Annotated in this window: 15 protein-coding genes; 6 read left to right on the top strand and 9 right to left on the bottom strand. The window is 58.1% G+C overall.

The features are described 5' to 3' along the window. Positions 1-74 precede the first annotated feature (74 nt). Together J7382_RS08685 and J7382_RS08680 are read right to left on the bottom strand one after the other, a co-directional pair. On the bottom strand, positions 75-779 hold the full coding sequence (locus tag J7382_RS08685; RefSeq protein WP_209068655.1) for a GGDEF domain-containing protein: 705 nt from the start codon (positions 777-779) through the stop codon (positions 75-77). A gap of 166 nt (positions 780-945) precedes the next feature. Further along, positions 946-2,604, bottom strand: coding sequence for an NAD+ synthase (locus tag J7382_RS08680; RefSeq protein WP_209068654.1), 1,659 nt, complete (start codon positions 2,602-2,604; stop codon positions 946-948). Positions 2,605-2,819: 215 nt separating this feature from the next. Here J7382_RS08680 and J7382_RS08675 point away from each other — a divergent pair, with 215 nt between their 5' ends. Next, entirely contained in the window at positions 2,820-4,226 is a 1,407-nt protein-coding gene (locus J7382_RS08675; RefSeq protein ID WP_209068653.1) for a 2-isopropylmalate synthase, read from the top strand. Positions 4,227-4,283: 57 nt separating this feature from the next. Here J7382_RS08675 and J7382_RS08670 read toward each other — a convergent pair whose 3' ends face one another. Continuing rightward, positions 4,284-4,943, bottom strand: a complete 660-nt coding sequence (locus J7382_RS08670; protein ID WP_209068652.1) for an SDR family NAD(P)-dependent oxidoreductase — start codon at positions 4,941-4,943, stop codon at positions 4,284-4,286. Positions 4,944-5,409: 466 nt separating this feature from the next. On the opposite strand from J7382_RS08670, the gene J7382_RS08665 reads away from it, so the two are divergent. After that, positions 5,410-6,975, top strand: a complete 1,566-nt coding sequence (locus tag J7382_RS08665) for a 2-isopropylmalate synthase (protein ID WP_209068651.1) — start codon at positions 5,410-5,412, stop codon at positions 6,973-6,975. 85 nt (positions 6,976-7,060) lie between these two features. On the opposite strand, the gene J7382_RS08660 is transcribed toward J7382_RS08665, so the two are convergent. From J7382_RS08660 to J7382_RS08645, 4 genes are read right to left on the bottom strand one after another with little or no spacing between them, the layout of a single operon-like run. Then, positions 7,061-7,690, bottom strand: coding sequence for a hypothetical protein (locus tag J7382_RS08660; protein ID WP_209068650.1), 630 nt, complete (start codon positions 7,688-7,690; stop codon positions 7,061-7,063). Between the two features lie 2 nt (positions 7,691-7,692). Next, positions 7,693-8,406, bottom strand: a complete 714-nt coding sequence (locus tag J7382_RS08655) for a divalent cation transporter (protein WP_209068649.1) — start codon at positions 8,404-8,406, stop codon at positions 7,693-7,695. Between the two features lie 55 nt (positions 8,407-8,461). Beyond that, positions 8,462-8,848: a Cu(I)-responsive transcriptional regulator gene (gene cueR, locus J7382_RS08650; RefSeq protein WP_058239145.1), complete on the bottom strand. Its 387-nt coding sequence runs from the start codon at positions 8,846-8,848 to the stop codon at positions 8,462-8,464. Continuing rightward, positions 8,848-11,298: a heavy metal translocating P-type ATPase gene (locus J7382_RS08645; protein WP_209068648.1), complete on the bottom strand. Its 2,451-nt coding sequence runs from the start codon at positions 11,296-11,298 to the stop codon at positions 8,848-8,850. The genes cueR and J7382_RS08645 overlap by 1 nt, the downstream gene beginning before the upstream one ends. Positions 11,299-11,597: 299 nt before the next feature. Here J7382_RS08645 and xylB point away from each other — a divergent pair, with 299 nt between their 5' ends. The 3 genes from xylB (at position 11,598) to J7382_RS08630 (ending at position 15,763) form a co-directional block, all read left to right on the top strand. Beyond that, positions 11,598-13,052: a xylulokinase gene (gene xylB / locus J7382_RS08640; protein WP_209068647.1), complete on the top strand. Its 1,455-nt coding sequence runs from the start codon at positions 11,598-11,600 to the stop codon at positions 13,050-13,052. Further along, positions 13,049-14,353: a xylose isomerase gene (gene xylA, locus J7382_RS08635; protein WP_209068646.1), complete on the top strand. Its 1,305-nt coding sequence runs from the start codon at positions 13,049-13,051 to the stop codon at positions 14,351-14,353. Before xylB ends, xylA begins: the two co-directional genes overlap by 4 nt. 93 nt (positions 14,354-14,446) lie before the next feature. Then, the gene (locus tag J7382_RS08630; RefSeq protein ID WP_209068645.1) at positions 14,447-15,763 is read left to right on the top strand and encodes a cytochrome c peroxidase; all 1,317 of its coding nucleotides are present in this window, start codon (positions 14,447-14,449) and stop codon (positions 15,761-15,763) included. Here the strand turns inward: J7382_RS08630 and J7382_RS08625 are convergent. Together J7382_RS08625 and J7382_RS08620 are read right to left on the bottom strand one after the other, a co-directional pair. After that, positions 15,757-17,301 carry a CRTAC1 family protein gene (locus J7382_RS08625; protein ID WP_209068644.1) on the bottom strand — a complete coding sequence of 515 codons (1,545 nt, stop codon included), beginning with the start codon at positions 17,299-17,301 and terminating at the stop codon, positions 15,757-15,759. The two genes, J7382_RS08630 and J7382_RS08625, sit on opposite strands and share 7 nt — an antisense overlap. Continuing rightward, positions 17,291-18,484, bottom strand: a complete 1,194-nt coding sequence (locus tag J7382_RS08620) for an ROK family transcriptional regulator (protein WP_209068643.1) — start codon at positions 18,482-18,484, stop codon at positions 17,291-17,293. Before J7382_RS08620 ends, J7382_RS08625 begins: the two co-directional genes overlap by 11 nt. Positions 18,485-18,690: 206 nt before the next feature. Between J7382_RS08620 and xylF the strand changes: the two genes are divergently transcribed. Further along, positions 18,691-19,704, top strand: a complete 1,014-nt coding sequence (gene xylF, locus J7382_RS08615) for a D-xylose ABC transporter substrate-binding protein (protein WP_209068642.1) — start codon at positions 18,691-18,693, stop codon at positions 19,702-19,704. Positions 19,705-19,771 lie beyond the last annotated feature (67 nt).

Here is a 19,771-nt window from a genome sequence, read left to right as displayed (position 1 = left end):
AAAAACAAAAAAGGCGCTTCTCACTGGAGCGCCTTTTTCTTTGCCACCCTCTGGGGCACCACCTGATCGTCAGCTTAAGCGGCTTGGGACACCACCTTGTTGCGCCCATCACGTTTGGCCACGTAAAGCGCCTGATCTGCCGATGTGAGCGCCTGATCAACATCACAGGCCTCCCCCATAGGTTTGAGACCAATGGAAACGGTCACTTTCAAAACCTCTCCTTCCAAAGGCACCTCCTGCTGCGCCACAGCGGCACGCACCAATTCCGCCAAAGCCACAGCATCCTCCGCAACAACGCCCGGACAGAAGGCCACAAATTCCTCCCCCCCAAATCGTGCAACCACGCTGCCTTGGCCCGCTTGCGCATGAATCGTCTTGGCCACGGAACAAATCACTTTGTCACCTACGTCATGTCCAAACGTGTCATTGATACTCTTGAACTTATCGATATCGGCCATCATCAGCGCCCCAGATCTCTGTCTTCCGAGACCTTCCAGTCGCTCAAAAAACGCGCCCCGATTCAAAAGTCCGGTCATCTGATCATGGGTCGCAAGATAGGTCAGACGCGCATTCAGTTCATAAATCCGCAACATCATCTGCGCCGCCACATAGGAGGCGATCGGAGCAACAATCAACGGAACCGATACCGCGGGAATGAAGGCGACAGAACTCAGCCCCGTTGGTGACAAAAACGCTGTAATGGTCAGCGAAGCCAGAACGGAACTCGCCGTAACAATAAGAACAAAAAGCCACTTCTGCCGAGTATTTGTAACACGCATGGCGCCCTCTGATGACCGTTTACTGGCACGATAGCATAAAAAGAATAAAGGAGTTCTGGATCCGAAAAAGGAAACTAGAAATTTTCAGAGAAGCCCACGCCAATTCAGGCTACGGGCTCCTCTGCTCAATTGAACTGAATTACGTTTTTGCCGCGCTTTACACGCGTCAGCTTGGATCGCGGAACCGGTTCACAATCGGATAGCGGCGATCCAGCCAAAAGGCTTTCTTGCTCAACCGCGCACCGGGGGCAGACTGAAAGCGTTTGTACTCGCTGATGTAGACCAGATGCTCCACCCGCTTAACAGTGTCCCGATCATATCCGGCGGCCACACAATCGGCGACGGATTTATCCTCATCCACCAGCATGTACAGGATCGCATCCAGCACGTCATAAGGCGGCAGACTGTCTTCATCCTTCTGATCCGGACGCAGCTCCGCAGAGGGCGGCTTGTCGATGATGTTCACCGGAATAACCTCGCCCTCAGGCCCCATCATCCAGTCGCGATGCACCGCATTGCGCCAACGCGAGGTCTCAAACACACGGGTTTTATACATGTCTTTGATCGGGTTATAGCCGCCCGCCATATCGCCATAAATCGTGGCATAGCCCACCGCGACCTCCGATTTATTGCCCGTGGTCAGCAGCATCTCGCCAAATTTGTTGGACATGGCCATCAACAGCAACCCGCGCAGACGGCTCTGGATGTTTTCTTCGGCCAGACCCTCTTCCATGCCCGCAAAAAGCGGTGCCAGCGTATTGGTGATTGCCGCGCGCCCTTCGGCGATGGGCACATAGTCGTAATGCACGCCGAGACGCTTGGCGATGTCTTCGGCGTCATCCAATGAGCCTTGCGAGGTATACTCAGATGGCAACATCACACAGCGCACATTCTCAGCCCCCAACGCATCCACCGCAATGGTGGCCACCAGCGCGCTGTCGATGCCGCCAGACAGCCCAAGCAGCACCTTCTTGAAACCACTCTTGCCCATATAATCGCGCAGCGCTTCAACACAGACGCGATAATCCTGCTCTTCGCCGGCAGGCAAAACCGCCTTGGGCGCGTCCTGACACCGCCACCCATCCGCAGTGCGCTCAAAATCAATATGGGCCACCGCCTCATCAAACACCGGCAACTGCATCGCCAGTTGCCCACCGGGATTGAGAACAAAAGAGCCGCCATCAAACACCTGATCGTCCTGCCCGCCCACCATATTGAGATAGACAAGCGGCAGACCAGTTTCGACCACCCGCGCCACCATATGGTTGATGCGCCGGTCAAACTTGTCACGGTAATAAGGGGAGCCATTGGGCACCACGAGGATTTCCGCCCCGGTTTCCTCCAAGGTTTCCGGCACGTCTTCAAACCAGGCATCTTCGCAGATCGGCGAGCCCACCCGCACCCCATTCACGTCATAAGGGCCGCCCATAGGGCCTTGCGCAAAGAGACGCTTTTCATCAAAGACCGTGTAATTGGGCAAATGGTGCTTGCGTTGAATATGCGCAATCTTACCACCTTTGAGCACAAAATAGGCATTAAACAGATCGCCATTTTCGCGAAGCGGCCCGCCAACCGTCACAACCGGCCCCTCGGCACACTCCCGTGCCAGCACCTCGATTTCTGCCAGCGCAGCATCCTGCAACGCCGGCTTGAGGATGAGATCCTGCGCGTTGTAGCCCACGATGAACATTTCAGGAAAGGCCACCATATCTGCGCCTGCTGCCTTGGCCTGCGCCCATATTTCACGCACTTTATCGGCATTGCCCGCCAAATCCCCCATGACCGGATTGGCCTGTGCCAACGTCAAACGGAATGTATCGGCCATATCTGCTCTCCTGTGCCAACAGCTTTGAGATGAGATGTAGCAGAGATCACAGCGAGGAAAAGTGCAAAGCATACCTTCACGAAAGAGGATGTTTCGCGCCCTTTGTGCGCGATCTCGCAAAACCGTTTGCTCCGAAAGAGCCCTTGGCCTAAAATCACGTTAACGCCCTGCTCTACAACGCATGGCAGATTTGGGGAAAATTCGGGTCCAAAATTATGAGAAGAACTCAGGCACTTACTCTAGCCATCCTGCTGGCAGGCACATCGGCCTTCGCGCAGGACAGCCAAGTTCTGACCAAGCAATATGACGACGGCGGCGTATACGAAGGCACCTTCAAAGGCGGGCTTCAACACGGCACCGGCACTTACCGTTTGCCCAATGGCTATGAATATGAAGGGGAATGGCTCGACGGCGAAATTCGCGGACAAGGCCTCGCCCGTTTTCCAAATGGCTCCGTCTATGAAGGCAGCTTTGCCAAAGGCAAACCCGATGGTTTTGGCAAAATCACCTTCACAGATGGCGGCACCTACGAAGGCGACTGGTCCGACGGTAAGATCACCGGAACAGGGGTGGCACTCTATGCCAATGGCGTGCGTTATGAAGGCAGCTTTCAAAATGCCAATCACCACGGCAAAGGCGTGATGATCAGCCCGGCGGGCTATCGCTACGAAGGGGATTGGATCAATGGTGTCAAAGAAGGCCTTGGCAAAATCACCTACAAAGACGGCACCATTTATGACGGTGAGATCAAAGCAGGTGAACGCGCAGGTCAGGGCCGTCTGACAATGCCCGGTGGGTTGATTTACGAAGGCACATGGGCCGCAGGTCAGATCGAAGGCGATGGCACGCTGACACAACCCAATGGCGACATCTATGTTGGTCAGCTTGTGGGCGGTCAGCGTCAGGGACAGGGCACCGTGACCTATGCCAATGGCGACACATATGCAGGTGATTTTCAAGCCGACCTGCGCCATGGCAACGGCACCTTCACCGGCACCGACGGCTATGTTTACACAGGCAACTGGGTGAATGGCCACATCGAAGGCAATGGCAAAGTCACCTACCCGGACGGCTCCATCTATGTTGGTCAATTCAAGGATGATCTGGCCGATGGTCAGGGCAAAATCACCTATACAGACAATTCAACCTATGAAGGGGATTGGAAAGCTGGCGTGATTGATGGTGTTGGCAAAGCGACTTATGCCAATGGTCTCATCTATGAAGGCGAATTTCAAAGCGCCAAAAACCACGGTCGTGGCGTGATGACCTATGCCGATGGCTATCGCTACGAAGGCGAATGGCAAAATGGCCAGCGCGAGGGCATGGGCAAAGCCTCCTATGCAGATGGCACAGTCTACACAGGCCAATTCACCGCCGGTCAGCGCCACGGCATTGGCGAAATTGTCATGCCGGACGGCTTCAAATATGCGGGCGAGTGGCAAAATGGCGAAATCGACGGTGTTGGCACCGCAACCTATGCCAATGGCGACGTCTATGAAGGCACATTCAAAGCCGGCAAACGTCAGGGAGAAGGCACGATGAAATACGCCTCCGGCGAGGAGCGCAGCGGAAACTGGAGCGATGGCACCCTCTCCGAGGCCGCCCCACAAAACGACGGCTGACCCCTCTATTTCCGTGAATCCGCAAAGCCGCGCCCCTCTGCGCGGCTTTTTTATGGGCTACCAGACAACCTTTGCACCAGAGTAGTCAAAGAACCCGCCACTTTCCTCAGCCTCCAATCCATCAAGCACCGCAAGCAACTTCACGGCGGCGGTCTGCGCGGAGTGTTTTTCATGACTGGGATAATTGGCCGTAAAAGCGGTCTCGACCGTACCGGGATGCAGCGCGACACAGACCGCCTGCTTGTGACTGCGCGCCAGTTCAATCGCCCCACAATGGACAATCTGATTGAGCGCCGCCTTTGAGGCACGATAGGAGTACCAGCCCCCTGCGCGATTGTCGCCAATCGACCCAACCCGCGCCGACAGGGCTGCAAAAACACCGCGCTCCCTACGGGGCAGTAAGCGCGCCGCATGTTTGAGCACCAAAGCCGGGCCAATGGTGTTGACCGCAAATTGCGCCGTCAGTTCCTCCGCACTCAGATCACGCAGAGATTTTTCTGGCCCTGTGCGTGTCACCGTCAGAGCCCCCGAAGCCACAAAAATCAGATCAAACGCCCCTGTAATCGCCAACAGCGCACGATCCGCCTGTTCCGGCTGCGTCAGATCGAAACCATCGCGACTGCGTGAGAGACCAACAACCTCCCCGCCCTTTGCCCGAAGCACCTGTGCCACAGCCGCGCCAATGCCACCACTCTCCCCAATCACCAAGGCCCGCATGCCGCGCCCTCCTTCTCTCTCTTTCGCAATACGCAGCATGACCCCGCTTGGATCCAACACTGCGCAGCAGATTGCCCCGTGCAAGATCCACGCAATTTTGCTCTTTTCATTTATCAGGCGGCATGTATAAATCGCGCCCATGATGACCAACGCCCATATCGCAAACGCTGCGCGCCTTCCGGCGCCTTTTGCGCGTGGCCTTGACCTACTCCTAGTCCGCCTCTGAGCGTGACCCTGTCGGCGCGCGTGCTCAGAGGAGAAATGGACGCGTCACACTTGCCCACCCCACTGGCGAAGACAGACATCAGGACCGTAGGAACATCCTCGTGAAAATCGCATATCACACTGATCCAAAATCGTTTTTATGCGTCTACAGCCCTCACAAAGCGCTGCGCCAGCCCTTGTATTCAGGCACCTGTGTCACCACACAGCCTGCCGCCCCGCATATCTGAATAGGAAGATCCCCATGTCCGACAACCGCGTCGTTATTTTTGACACCACCCTGCGCGACGGCGAACAAAGCCCCGGCGCCACCATGACCCATGATGAAAAGCTCGAAATTGCCGAGATGCTGGATGACATGGGCGTGGACATCATCGAAGCCGGTTTCCCCATCGCGTCGGAAGGCGACTTTGCCGCCGTGTCCGAGATTGCAAAACGCTCCAAGAATTCCCGCATCTGCGGTCTGGCGCGGGCCAATTTTGCCGACATCGACCGCTGCTGGGAGGCAGTGAAACACGCGGAGAAAAACCGCATTCACACCTTCATCGGCACCTCTCCGCTGCACCGGGCCATTCCCAATCTCACCATGGATGAGATGGCCGATAAGATCCACGAAACCGTCAGCCACGCCCGCAACCTCTGTGAGAACGTGCAGTGGTCTCCGATGGATGCCACACGCACCGAATGGGATTACCTCTGCCGCGTGATCGAAATCGCCATCAAGGCGGGCGCCACCACCATCAATATCCCCGACACCGTGGGTTACACCGCCCCAATGGAAAGCGCCGATCTGATCAAGAAGCTGATCGAGACCGTGCCGGGTGCGGATGATGTGATCTTTGCCACCCACTGCCACAATGACCTTGGCATGGCGACAGCCAACTCACTCGCCGCTGTGGCGGGTGGTGCGCGTCAGATTGAATGCACCATCAACGGTCTGGGCGAACGTGCGGGCAACACCGCGCTCGAAGAAGTCGTGATGGCGCTCAAGGTGCGCAACGACATCATGCCATGGTCCACGGGCATCGACACAACCAAGCTCATGAACATCTCCCGCCGTGTGGCCACCGTCTCTGGCTTCCCGGTGCAGTTCAACAAAGCCATCGTTGGCAAAAACGCCTTCGCCCATGAAAGCGGCATCCATCAGGACGGCATGCTCAAAAACAAAGAAACCTTTGAGATCATGCGCCCCGAAGATGTGGGCCTCTCCGGCACCTCCCTGCCGCTGGGCAAACACTCCGGCCGTGCGGCGCTGCGCGACAAGCTCGAACAGCTGGGCTTTGAAGTGGCCGACAATCAGCTCAAGGACATCTTTGTGCGTTTCAAAGAGCTGGCGGACCGCAAGAAAGAGGTGTTTGACGACGACATCGTGGCGCTGGTGCGCGCGGGCAGCGGCGAAGATGAGGATGACCGCCTGCAACTGGTCTCCATGAAAGTGGTCTGCGGCACCGGTGGCCCGGCAGAGGCCACTGTGGAAATGGAAGTGGACGGCCAAGACATCACCGCCACCTCCGAAGGCGACGGCCCGGTTGATGCGACCTTCAAAGCGATCCGTCAGATCCACCCCAACACGGCCCGCCTGCAACTCTATCAGGTACACGCCGTGACCGAAGGCACCGATGCGCAGGCCACTGTGTCTGTGCGCCTGGAAGAAGGCGGCGTGATTGCAACAGGACAGTCGGCGAACACCGACACGGTGGTGGCCTCCGCCAAAGCCTATATCCACGCCCTCAACCGCCTGCTGGTGCGCCGTGATAAGGTGGGCGAAGGGGTAGATGCCAAAGAGGTCTCTTACAAAGACCTCGCCTGATCCGGCGATAAAAGCCTGCTTGATCACGAACAGGGCTACCTCCGGGCGGCCCTTTTCATTAGATCATGGCCTGCGGTTCAAGCGGTCATTGTTTACTTGTGACTTGGTTCAAAACATCTTGCACAAACTTTTTACGCTCTACGCGGGAGAACTTACTCAGGTTGACGTGAAGTGGCCCCCAACACGAAGGAATGGCATAACGCAGCTCAGGTCGGTTTTCTTGTTTCTCTGCCACCCCGATCAAGACCTCAGCCCCCTCGACGAAACCGAGATAGTCCAAACCCTCAACTTCCTGTGCCGTCATCTCAATTTGATAAACTTCCGACGTACAGGTAGTCACTGAGAACTCACTTTCACCTTTCCCGTGCAGATAGCTAGCGCCGGAATAGCTGACATGCCAACAGGACTGGCTATCACCCTTCCTAAAATCAACAGCACTGACCTTTGCCGTAACAATCGAAACGGCTTGAGAACCAACGTCGTCATAATCGAATTGGGGGTCAGGATAGCATGCAAAACTCTGTTGAGCGGACGTCAGAACCGCAATTACGAAGGTAAATACATACTGTTTCATACCGCGAAGGTAGCAGTGTCGCTGAGCGGCTGAAAGCGTAATTTTCATTGGTAAAACGATCACAGAGGATTCAAGCTTCGCGCCTTCAGCGCTTTCGCGCACACTTTCGATCACTAAGGGCTGGGTTTGCGAACCGCCCACTTTTATCCAATCAGCATATCCCCCGCCAGTCCCAGCGCAAAACCTGCCACGGCCCCCAGCGCTGGCGCATAGAGCCCCGGCTCATGCGCCTCGGGCGCAATGTCCTGAAACACCAGATAGAGAATACCTCCGGCGGCAAAGATCATGATGCCGCCCAGAATTTCAGGATCATCGGACAACACCGCAAATCCAATCCCGGCACAAAGCGGCCCCAGCCCGGCCAGCGCAACAAACACCAAAAGCACCTTACTCGCGCTCAGCTTGCCTTGGGCCCAAATGTCGCGAAAGGCGGCGAACCCTTCCGGCAGGTTCTGCAAAAACATCATCACCGCCAAAAGCTTCGCCGTGGCCGCCTCGGTCACCAACAACGCCCCCAGCGCCATGGCTTCAGGCAGAAAATCCAACAGCATCGCCAAAACCAGCGCACCACTGCCCCCTGCCCGCGCCAGCACCCAATCGACAATGGCAAAACACAGACCACCCGCCAGCAAGAGCCCAACAGCCAGCGTAGCAGGCAAAGCCTCCGCCCCTTCCGGCACCAGCACCAGCGCAATAGCAGAGAGCAACGCCCCGCCGCCAAAAGCAGTCACAGATTTGAGAACCCGCGCCTCCACAGCACGATTGGCAATATGCGCCCAGCGGGCCAATGCGCCCCCAACGGGGATCGCCAGACCGGCAAACAAAGATAGCAAAAGCGCGTAGTGAATGGGTTCCATGCGGCAATGCTACTACGGCGCAGGCATTGCGCAATCCTTTTGTGACATCAAGGCGTTACCTGCGCCCCAAATCCTCCAAAATCGGGCAATCTGGCCGCCCGTCGCCTGCACAGGTCGCCACCAGATGGCTCAATGTGCCGCGCATCGCCTGCAAATCGGCAATCTTGCGATCAATCTCATTGAGGTTCTTCTGCGCTACCCGCTTCACGTCCGCACTCGCACGGCCCTGATCCTCGTAAAGCGCAAGCAGTGTGCGACAGTCCTCAATCGAAAATCCCAGCCCGCGCGCACGTCCCAGAAAGGCCAGCTTGTGCAGGTCTTTCTCCCCAAAGCTGCGATAGCCATTGTCCCCCCGCGCCGGGGTCACAAAGCCAATGTCTTCATAATACCGAATGGTTTTTGCTGGCAGTCCAGACCGTTTGGCGACTTCTCCGATATTCATCACACATCCTTCTTCCATAGTGGCGACTGTATCCGGCGCAACCTCAGCGCGTTTGAGAGAACAAACACACTGGATAGAGCCATCGCCCCCGCACCCAGCATGGGGGACAGCGCCGGTCCACCAAAAGGCACCAGCACACCTGCCGCCACCGGGATCAGCGCTACATTATAGCCGAAAGCCCAGAAAAGATTCTGTCCGATATTGCGGATCACCTGACGGCTGCAATCAAACGCCGTCACCACGCCGCCCACATCGCCCGACATCAACACAACATCTGCGGATTCAATCGCGACATCCGTGCCTGTGCCAATGGCAATGCCCACATCTGCCGCCGCCAGTGCAGGCGCATCATTGATACCGTCACCCACAAAGGCGACCGCGCCAAACTCCGCGCGCAATGCCTCAAGCGCGTCTACTTTTCCGGCAGGCAAGACATCCGCCACAACATGATCCACCCCTAGCGTTTTTGCCAGGACCTGCGCCGTTTGCGCGCGATCCCCACTGATCATGGCCACTTTCAAACCTTGGTCGTGCAAGGTCGCCACCGCCGCCTGCGCGCCGTCTTTGACCGGATCTGCCACAGCCATCACCGCTGCCAACACCCCATCAATCGCCACAAAAATCGGCGTTTTTCCCGCTGCGGCAAGCCTATCCGCCTGCGGCGCAAGCTCCGCAACCGCCACGTCGCAGGCAACCATGTAACGCGTTGCACCAACATGCACCTGCTGCCCGGCCACTGTAGCAGCGGCGCCCATACCGATTTCGGCATGAAAGCCAGACGCCTGCGGCAGCGTCAGCCCCCGCTCCTGCGCCGCCTGCACCAGTGCACGTGCCACCGGATGTTCCGAGTGTGCTTCCACCGCGGCCACAGCTGCCAGAACCGCCGCATCGTAAAAGCCCTCAGTCACTTGCAAATCCGTCAAGGCTGGCGCGCCCTTGGTCAGCGTGCCAGTCTTGTCAAACGCCACCACCTGACACTCACGCAGAGACTGCAACGCATCACCTTTGCGAAACAATACGCCAAGCTGCGCCGCACGCCCGGTGCCCACCATGATCGACGTCGGCGTGGCCAACCCCATGGCACAGGGGCAAGCAATGATCAGCACGGCAACCGCCGCCACCACCGCCGGGCCAAAGCTCGGCTGCGGCCCCAGAACAAGCCAGACAAGGAAGGTCAGACAGGCCACCGACATCACAGCGGGCACAAAGATTGCCGTGATCTTATCCACCCGTGCCTGTATCGGCAGCTTCGTGCCCTGCGCCTCCCGCACCATCGCAATAATCTGCGCCAGCATGGTTTCCGCACCAATTTTCTCCGCCTCATAGCGCAGGCTGCCCTGCCCATTGATCGTGCCCGCCACAACCTGCGCATCGGCGGTCTTCAACACGGGTACTGGCTCACCAGAAATCATGCTTTCATCTACATAGGATTGCCCATCCAGCACGCGCCCATCCACCGCAACCCGCTCACCGGGCCGCAAATGCAGCACGTCACCACAGGCCACCTCCTCAATCGAAAGCTCTGTGATCTCGCCCTTGCGCTCCACGCGGGCCACACGCGGCTGCAAGCCGATCAACTGCCGTATGGCCTCCCCCGTGCGCCCCTTTGCCCGCGCCTCCATCCAGCGCCCTGCCAGGATCAACACCACAATCACGGCGGCGGCCTCAAAATAAACATGCGCCGCGCCCACCGGCAGAAGCTGCGGGGCAAAGGTCGACACCACGGAGAAAAGATAGGCCGCACTGGTGCCCACCGCGACCAGAGAGTTCATTTCAGGCGCGCCCTTAAGCAGAGCCGGAAAGCCTTTGACATAAAACTGCCGCCCCGGCCCGATCAGCAACAGCGTGGTCAGAATAAACTGCATCACATGCAGCTGCGTCACGCCAAATGTCCCCATCAGCCAGTGATGAAACGGCGGCACAAGATGCCCCCCCATTTCCACACAAAACACCGGAAAGGCCAGCACCGCCGCCACCAAAACATCACGCCGTAACTTGGCCGCTTCATCTGCCTTGCGATCCACCACAGGCGCCCCGCTCTGTTGCAGGCGCGCCGGATAGCCCGCCTTGGTGCTCAAGGCCGCAATCTGGCTTGGCGTCACGGAACCCTCTAGATAGCGCACCGTCGCCGTCTCAGCCGCAAAATTGATCGCCGCCTCCAAAACGCCCTGACCTGCGGCCATAGCCGCCTCAGCCCGGCGCACACATCCCGCACAGCTCATGCCGGACACATCCATGGTCACACTGGCCTCCCGCGCCGGATAGCCTGCGGCCTGCAAGGCAGACACCAGCTTATCAACAGACAGCGCCTCTGCCTCCACCCTCGCCATCTCATCTGCGAGGTTCACATGTGCGTTGCGCACCCCATCCGTCGCCGCCAAAGCTTTCTCAGCACGCGAGACACATCCGGCACAATTCAGGCCATCAATTTGAAACGTCAGTGTTTGCATCGGTCTTTCAATCCATCCGTCACCCCGCAAGTCTCCCTGTGAGTCTCTCTTGGGTGCTCGCCCTCTATAAAGGTTCCAGCAAGTGGAAGGTCAAGCACAGGCTATCCCCAGAACGAAGGCCAGTTTTCCCTGCCCCAACAAAGGCCACATCTCTTTGATATTGACCATTATTTTCAAAAGAACTTCCCGCGACCTGTGTCCGATTTCCCCCGAAATTTGCCTCTCCGTGTCATTTTCCATTTGATCTCCAATTTAATTTGACGCAAAAATTAAAAAGAGGAGACAAAGGGAGGCCACCCATGTTTGTGGGACTCGATCTGGGCACATCCGGATTGCGCGCGTTGCTGATCGATGCGCAGCAAACCGTCATTGCAGCACGCGAAGCACAGTATGACACCGCCCGTCCCCATGCAGGCTGGAGCGAACAGAACCAAGCCGACTGGATTGACGCCTGCCGGCAGGTCTTCGCGCAATTGAGCGCAGATTTTCCGGCGCATATGGCCGCCGTCAAAGGCATTGGCGTCTCTGGCCACATGCATGGTGCAAATCTACTGGATGAAACCGGCATGCCCCTGCGGCCCTGCATAATGTGGAATGACACCCGCGCCGCCAAAGAAGCCCAAGAACTGGACAACATCGCAGACATGCGCAGCCTCTCCGGCAATATCGTCTTCCCCGGCTTTACCGCCCCAAAACTCGCCTGGGTCGCGGCCCATGAGCCAGAGATTTTTGCCCGCACCGCCAAAGTTCTGCTGCCAAAAGACTACCTCAATTTCTGGCTGACCGGCATCTACGCCTCTGACTTGTCCGACAGCGCAGGCACAAGCTGGCTCGACGTGGGCGCAAGAGGCTGGTCTGAGACATTGCTCTCTGAAAGCGGCATGCGCCCCAACCAAATGCCCACCCTGTTTGAAGGCAGCGATGCCATTGGCACAATACGCGATAACATCGCCGCGGAACTGGGCCTGCCCAAAGCCGTGGTTGTCGCCGCGGGTGCCGGGGACAACGCCGCAGCGGCCTGCGGCATTGGGGCCCTGAATGAAGGCGATGGCTTTGTGTCGCTGGGCACCTCCGGTGTGCTTCTGACCGGGCGTGATGCCTATGCGCCCCAACCGGAAAGCGCCGTGCACACCTTCTGTCACGCCATCCCAAACCGCTGGTACCAGATGGGGGTGATCCTCGCCGCCACCGACAGCCTGAATTGGCTGGCCCGCAATCTGCAAGACAGCCCGCAAAACCTCACCGCCTTGCTCGGCGACGCTCTTAATGGGCCGGGCAGCATGCGGTTCCTGCCCTATCTGTCAGGCGAACGCACCCCGCACAATGACGCACAAATTCGCGGGGCTTTTCTCAATGTTGATATGGGGGCCGATCACGCCGCGCTGACACAGGCAGTGCTCGAAGGGGTCACCTTTGCCCTGCGAGACAACCTGAATGCCCTGCGCACAACCGGCGCACAACTGGACAGCCTGATCGCCATCGGCGGCGGCGCACAGTCCCGCTATTGGGTGGAGCTCATCTCCACCGTGCTCAACATGCCCATCTCTCTGCCCAAGGCCGGTGAGTTTGGTGCCGCTCTGGGGGCCGCCCGGCTGGCGATCTGCGCCGCCACCGACGCCGCGCCTGACGCCGTCATGACCCGCCCCGAGATCGGCACAACCGTTCATCCCCGCAGCGATCTGCGCGACAGCTACGAAGCGGCCTATGCCGACTTCGCCCAACTTTACCCCGGCATAAAGGCCCTGACACAATGACCGATTTTTTCAAAGCCATCGCCCCCGCCACCTATGAAGGGCCAGACAGCAGCAATCCGATGGCCTTCCGCCACTACAACCCTGACGAAATTGTCATGGGCAAACGGATGGAGGATCACCTGCGCTTTGCCGTCGCCTATTGGCACAGCTTTGCATGGGAAGGCGGTGACCCATTTGGCGGCCAAACCTTTGAGCGCCCCTGGCATCCGCAAACCCGCCTGGATATGGCCAAAGTCAAAGCCGACGCCGCCTTTGAGATGTTTGACATCCTCGGGCAGCCCTACTTCTGCTGGCACGACGCAGACGTGCGCCCCGAAGGTGACAGCTTTGCCGAAAGCCTCAAGAACTTCGAAGAGATCATTGATTACTTTGAAGAAAAAATGAGTACTCGCACCATCAAACTGCTCTGGGGCACCGCCAATATGTTCAGCCACCGTCGCTGGATGTCAGGGGCCTCCACTAACCCAGATCCCGAGGTCTTTGCCTATTCCGCCGCCACTGTGAAAACCTGCATGGACGCCACCAAACGTCTGGGCGGGGAAAACTATGTGCTCTGGGGCGGGCGTGAGGGCTATGAAACCCTGCTCAACACCGACATGGGGCGCGAACTCGATCACATGGGCCGCTTCCTCAATATGGTGGTGGATTACAAACACAAGATCGGCTTTGAGGGCACCATCCTTGTGGAACCCAAACCACAGGAACCCTCCAAGCACCAATATGATTTTGACGCCGCCACCTGCTATGGCTTCCTGCAGAAATACGGCCTTGAGAAAGAGGTCAAACTGAACCTTGAGCAAGGCCACGCCATCCTTGCCGGTCACAGTTTTGAACATGAGATTGCCACCGCCGCCGCGCTTGGCGTGCTTGGTTCCATCGACATGAACCGCAACGACTACCAGTCCGGCTGGGACACGGATCAGTTCCCCAACAATGTCCCCGAGGTGGCACTGACTTATTACCACATCCTCAAAGCAGGTGGGCTTGGCACCGGTGGCACCAACTTTGACGCCAAACTGCGCCGCCAATCTCTGGACGCCGAAGACCTGATCGCCAGCCACATCGGCGCAATGGATGTCTGCGCGCGTGGCCTGAAAGCCGCCGCAGCCATGGTCGAAGATGGCGGTCTGGAGGATGCGCTCAAAGCCCGCTACGCAGGCTGGGACACCGCCGAAGCCAAAGCCATGCTGGAAGGCGATCTGGACAGCAGCTTTGCCGATGTGCTGAGCGGAAAAATCAATCCAACTCCAAAATCCGGGCGTCAGGAGATACTGGAAAACCACGTGAACCGTTTTGTCTAAAAAATTGTTTTACAATAATTTTTAGACATACTTAAATTAAATCCATCGCACCACATCATCGATGCGGTGGATTTTGCCAAAGGAAGATCAGCCATGCGCCACCTCTTGCTCTGCACCGCCGCCCTCATGCCCATCATGCTTGCCGCGGCCCCCTTGCCAGAGGCGGATGCGCTCTTCCCGGAACAGGATATGGCTGAAGTCAAACTCGGCCAGCTTCTGTTTTATGATCCGATCCTCTCAGGCAACAAAACCGTCTCCTGCGCCAGCTGCCATCACCCGGACCTCGGCACGTCCGACGGCTTGTCTCTGGGGTTAGGAGATGGGGCCACGGGACTGGGACTGCAGCGCAAGATTGATCCGCAAAATCCGCCGGAACAACGCATCCCCCGCAATGCCCCCGCGCTCTGGAACCTTGGCGCGACCGAGTTCACAGTCTTCTTTCACGATGGCCGGCTTGAAGATGATCCCAGCCGCCCCTCCGGCATTCGCACACCACTGGGGTCTGAAATGGAAATGGGCTTTGACAACGCGCTCTCTGCGCAGGCCATGTTCCCCGTCCTCTCCCCTGATGAAATGGCCGGGCATTACTCCGAAAACGATGTCAGCCAGGCCGTGCGCCTTGGGCAGCTCACCGGGCCCGGCGGAGCCTGGGACATCCTGGCGCAGCGCGTGGCCGCCATCCCCGCCTATCGCAGCGCGTTTGACGACGTGATCGGCGCGCAGGCCCCGATCAAATTCCACGACATCGCCAACGCCATGGCCGCCTTCATCGCCTTTGAATGGCGCGCCGATGCCGCAGCCTTTGATGCCTACCTGCGCGATGAGACGCCACTTTCAGAAGAGGCACTTGTGGGCATGGAATTGTTTTATGGCAAGGCGCAGTGCAGCAGCTGTCACGCCGGACAGTTTCAGACGGATCATAGCTTTCATGCCATTGCCATGCCACAGATCGGCCCGGGCAAAGCCGCACGGTTTGAGCGCCACAACCGGGATGTGGGCCGCGGGCGCGTCACCGGGGCGGAGGAGGATTTCTACCGCTTCCGCACCCCTTCATTGCGCAATGTCACGCAAACCGCCCCCTATGGGCACAGCGGAGCATACACGCGCCTTGAAGATGTGGTGCGCCACCACCTTGATCCGGTCCCGGCACTGCTCGCCTATGAGGCCGATCAATCCACATTCTCGGATGGGAATTTTAACAGTGACTTCATTGTATTAGAGCGCAAAATTGACGTCCTGCAAATCGCCGGAGCCAATGAATTGCCCGCGATCGCTCTCTCTGATCAGGAGGTCAGCGATATCCTCGCTTTTCTCGAAACCCTCACAGACTATGATGCCATCAAAGGCCGCCTTGGCGTGCCTGATGCCGTGCCCTCGGGCCTGCCATTGGATGGGATCGCGGCTCAGTAGCGCCGCGCCACAACCACATCCCCCTCTCGTTCAAGCCGCAAGCGCTGACCGGCTTTGACATCTATGATGTCTGAGATCAACCCATCAGGCCAGACCACGCGCACCGTCACATTTGACGCCGCCCCAAGGCCAAAATGCGCAGGCACAGCCACGCCACCGGCATGTCCCCCCCCAACCGTCACCTCCCGCATGCGCGTGGCAAAATCCGGGGCAGACACTTGAATCACCCCGCCCACGGCAAATGCATTGACACCGCTCTGGCGCAGATCCACATCAATCCAGCCCCCCTCTGCCTCAGAGATGTTCTGATAGACTTCCAGCGGCGCACGGCGATTGACCACCGCAAGATCCAGAAGCCCATCAGCATTCAGATCCACGAGCGCTGCGCCTCTGCTGCGGGCCATGCTTGCGATACCGGCCAGATCACCATGCTCCGCAAAACGCCCGTCCACCTGTTGTATCAAAAGGTTGTTGGGATCTTCCATCGCCGCGCCGGGCATCTGCTGCACATTGCCCTTGGCAATGAACACATCATCCAACCCATCGTTGCTCACATCACCAAAGGCGATATGCCAGCCCGTCGAAGGCCGCCCATCATCGCCCACAAAGGGGCGATGTGCCGATGTGCCCAATTCATACGGCACATCCTCAAATGTGGGCCGCAAAGGGTCCACCCGCTTCATCAGGCGCTGGTCCCCCATCGAAGAGAGGAACACCTCACTGATCCCATCAAAATCAAGATCCCGCTGCGCAATCCCCATCCCCCATAGCATATGCGTGGCCCAGCCATCTGCCTCCCCATAAAGCCGCGGCATGTCTTCCATAGCCCAAAGCTGCTCTGCGCCATCTTTGACATAGTAATGCCGGTCATTGCTCATCCGTAGGTCGGCCCGCCCTGCGCCACTCCAGTCTGAAAACAGGATCGACAGCGGGCAGAACCCAGGCGAGAGCGCGCTTTGCACATACCCCTCACCATCAGGGCGGAACAGATCATTGTCATCGCAGGCCTCAAACGGCCCCTTCGGGTTTTCTCGATCTACATAGTTTCCAAATGCAAGCGTCGGCAGATCCGCCTGCCCTTCCCATGTCGCCGAAAAAGCCGTTGTCCACCCCGTACCGCCGTCAAACCCGCCAACGTCCATCGGGTCAAACTGACAGTCCAGTCCCCCTTTGAAGAGGCGGTTTTGCCCAACCCGCAGGGCCACAAGATCAAGAAGCCCGTCGCTGTCTATGTCCACCGGGTAAAACCCGATGGTCCCGGGCAGGTTAAGGGCATCGGGCGTCCGCGCTTCAAACTGCACCTCGCCCCCGGCGCTGCTACGATTGCGCAGCAGAACCGGCATATTCTCCCCCCCTGCGGCCACCAACTCTGGCAGGTGATCCCCATCGCAATCCAGCGCGGCAATCCCGCCGCCAACATAAAACTCCCAACCGCCATCATAGACATGCGGGCTGACATCAACCGGTTGAAACCGCACCTCCGCCACACCGGCATCTGCGCTAAAAACGAAGGGCACACAGAAAAGATTACGCCACATGGTCAACCATCTCCTGCAAAGCCATCTCTGACACGCTCTCAAGCGCATAGGCGGCCGCTCCACGCGCCCACATAAGGTTCCCCCATTTGTGGATCACCACCTCTGGCGGAGCCTTGTCGATCTGCACGATGGATTTGCGCATCGCATCAATCACCTCTTCCGCATAGAGATGGCTGAATTGCATCTGCTCTCCGGCCAGAATGATCAGCTCCGGGTCAAAGATATTCACAATATTGGCGAGCCCCATGGCAAACATCCGCCCTGCGCGCTCCACGATCGATGCGGCCACCTCATCACCAGCCTTGGCAGAGGCGAGGATCTCATCCACCTGCCGCGCTGCCATATCCCCGCTGGCAATCATCGCCTCACGCAACAACGCATAATCCGCCACATAAGCTTCAAGGCACCCACGCTGCCCGCAGCGGCAGAGCGCACCTTCCAGCTGCACCTTTGTATGACCAAATTCCGCACCACATCCACGGGTGCCCCGGTAAATCTCATCCCCAATCACAATGCCCATCCCGACACCGCTTTCGATGGTCACCACAATGAAGTCACTGTGCCCCTGCCCCAGCCCAAAGCTCTTTTCGGCCATGGCCACGAGGTTGGCGTCGTTGTCGATAAAGACCGGAACGCCCATCACCTCTTCCATCACCGGGCCCAGCGCTACATTGCGCGTGGTCAGAGAGGGCGACCAATGCACAAATCCCTTGGGGGCATCCACAATGCCCGCGATGCCCAGACCAAACCCGGCCACCGCAGCACGGCTTTGGCCGACCTTCTGTGCCAGAACATCCACAAACTCCGCCAAAATAGCGGCCAGATCCTGCGCCTCAAAAACCCCCACATCCAATGTCGCCTCATGGGCGGCAAGCTGCACACCTTCAAAATCCAACAACACAAGAGAGATCGTGCGGTTGGAGATTTTGGCCCCAGCAATCAGCCGCGCCGCCCCGCGAATCTTAAGGTCAACTTTCGGTCGCCCACGCCGTGCATCCTTGTCTCCTGCCTCGCTGGACACCTCCTCAATCAGCCCTTCACGAAGCAGTTCAGCGGTGATCGTGGTCACAGTGGCTCGGCTGATTCCTGTAATTTCACTCAGAGTGATACGCGGCACACGCTGCTGTCTGCGAATTTCATTGAGCAACACACGACGCCCAATTTCCCTTTGATTGACAGACATTTATCACTCTCCTCCAAACGTGAACCACTCGGCAAATCAGGCGTTTCCGCCATCAATCGTGGCCTCACACCATGCCGATGTTCGCCGGTTTTTTTCAAGGATAGCTTATTTAATTTGATTTACAAATTTATTGCGCTAACAATGAGTGCACCCGGAACAAAGCTGATTCACATCGCTGACCCCGGGCCATGTATTGGGAGGAAATCATGAAACTATTCGCATCTGCGACGGCGGTCCTCGCCGGCGCCCTTATGAGCACCGCAGCTTGGGCCGAAGATCTGACCATTGGTGTCAGTTGGTCGAACTTTCAGGAAGAGCGCTGGAAAACAGACGAGGCGGCCATCAAATCCGCGTTGGACGCGGCAGGCGCAAAATACATTTCCGCCGACGCGCAGAGCTCTTCTGCCAAACAGCTGTCTGATATCGAAAGCCTGATCGCACAGGGCGCCGATGCGCTGATCATTCTGGCGCAAGACTCCGCGTCCATTGGCCCGGCAGTACAGGCCGCAGCGGACGAAGAAATCCCCGTTGTTGCCTATGACCGCCTGATCGAAGACGCGCGTGCTTTCTACCTGACCTTTGACAACGTCGAAGTTGGTCGCATGCAGGCCCGCGCCGTGCTGGAAGCCATGCCCAAAGGCAACTACGTGATGATCAAAGGCTCCCCCACCGATCCAAACGCGGATTTCCTGCGCGGTGGCCAACAGGAGGTACTGCAAGCCGCGATTGACTCTGGCGACATCAAGATTGTTGGCGAAGCCTACACAGATGGCTGGGTGCCCGCGAACGCACAGCGCAACATGGAACAGATCCTGACCGCACAGGACAACAAGGTTGACGCGGTAGTGGCTTCTAACGACGGCACCGCTGGCGGCGTTGTGGCCGCCCTGACCGCACAGGGCATGGAAGGCATTCCTGTCTCCGGCCAAGATGGCGACCACGCCGCTCTGAACCGTGTGGCTACCGGCACACAGACGGTCTCTGTCTGGAAAGACGCTCGCGCCCTTGGTGCAGCGGCAGGTGAAATTGCCGTGAGCCTTGCCAATGGCAACGCAGTAGATGGTGCCGCTGAGTGGACCTCGCCCTCCGGCACCACCATGGACGCGATGTTCCTCGCCCCAGTGCCCGTCACCGCTGACAACCTCAACGTTGTTCTGGACGCGGGCTGGATTGCCAAAGACGTGCTCTGCGCCGGCTCTTCCAACGCAGCCTGCAACTGATCAAAACCAGGTCACCCGCCCCGGCGGGTGACACCCTCCGCCCCCTCTGAGAATTCAGCATCTTTCC

It is taken from the genome of Shimia sp. R11_0 (assembly GCF_017744035.1).
Classification (GTDB): domain Bacteria; phylum Pseudomonadota; class Alphaproteobacteria; order Rhodobacterales; family Rhodobacteraceae; genus Shimia; species Shimia marina.
This window is presented reverse-complemented; position numbering and strand designations above follow the sequence as displayed.

What these genes read in the sequence shown, in the direction of transcription:
- J7382_RS08625 (WP_209068644.1), bottom strand. Translation starts at nt 17,301, where the DNA reads ATGTGGCGTAATCTTTTCTGTGTGCCCTTCGTTTTTAGCGCAGATGCC.
- J7382_RS08620 (WP_209068643.1), bottom strand. Translation starts at nt 18,484, where the DNA reads ATGTCTGTCAATCAAAGGGAAATTGGGCGTCGTGTGTTGCTCAATGAA.
- xylF (WP_209068642.1), top strand. Translation starts at nt 18,691, where the DNA reads ATGAAACTATTCGCATCTGCGACGGCGGTCCTCGCCGGCGCCCTTATG.
- J7382_RS08630 (WP_209068645.1), top strand. Translation starts at nt 14,447, where the DNA reads ATGCGCCACCTCTTGCTCTGCACCGCCGCCCTCATGCCCATCATGCTT.
- cueR (WP_058239145.1), bottom strand. Translation starts at nt 8,848, where the DNA reads ATGAATATCGGAGAAGTCGCCAAACGGTCTGGACTGCCAGCAAAAACC.
- J7382_RS08675 (WP_209068653.1), top strand. Translation starts at nt 2,820, where the DNA reads ATGAGAAGAACTCAGGCACTTACTCTAGCCATCCTGCTGGCAGGCACA.
- J7382_RS08680 (WP_209068654.1), bottom strand. Translation starts at nt 2,604, where the DNA reads ATGGCCGATACATTCCGTTTGACGTTGGCACAGGCCAATCCGGTCATG.
- J7382_RS08670 (WP_209068652.1), bottom strand. Translation starts at nt 4,943, where the DNA reads ATGCGGGCCTTGGTGATTGGGGAGAGTGGTGGCATTGGCGCGGCTGTG.
- J7382_RS08685 (WP_209068655.1), bottom strand. Translation starts at nt 779, where the DNA reads ATGCGTGTTACAAATACTCGGCAGAAGTGGCTTTTTGTTCTTATTGTT.
- xylB (WP_209068647.1), top strand. Translation starts at nt 11,598, where the DNA reads ATGTTTGTGGGACTCGATCTGGGCACATCCGGATTGCGCGCGTTGCTG.
- J7382_RS08665 (WP_209068651.1), top strand. Translation starts at nt 5,410, where the DNA reads ATGTCCGACAACCGCGTCGTTATTTTTGACACCACCCTGCGCGACGGC.
- xylA (WP_209068646.1), top strand. Translation starts at nt 13,049, where the DNA reads ATGACCGATTTTTTCAAAGCCATCGCCCCCGCCACCTATGAAGGGCCA.
- J7382_RS08655 (WP_209068649.1), bottom strand. Translation starts at nt 8,406, where the DNA reads ATGGAACCCATTCACTACGCGCTTTTGCTATCTTTGTTTGCCGGTCTG.
- J7382_RS08645 (WP_209068648.1), bottom strand. Translation starts at nt 11,298, where the DNA reads ATGCAAACACTGACGTTTCAAATTGATGGCCTGAATTGTGCCGGATGT.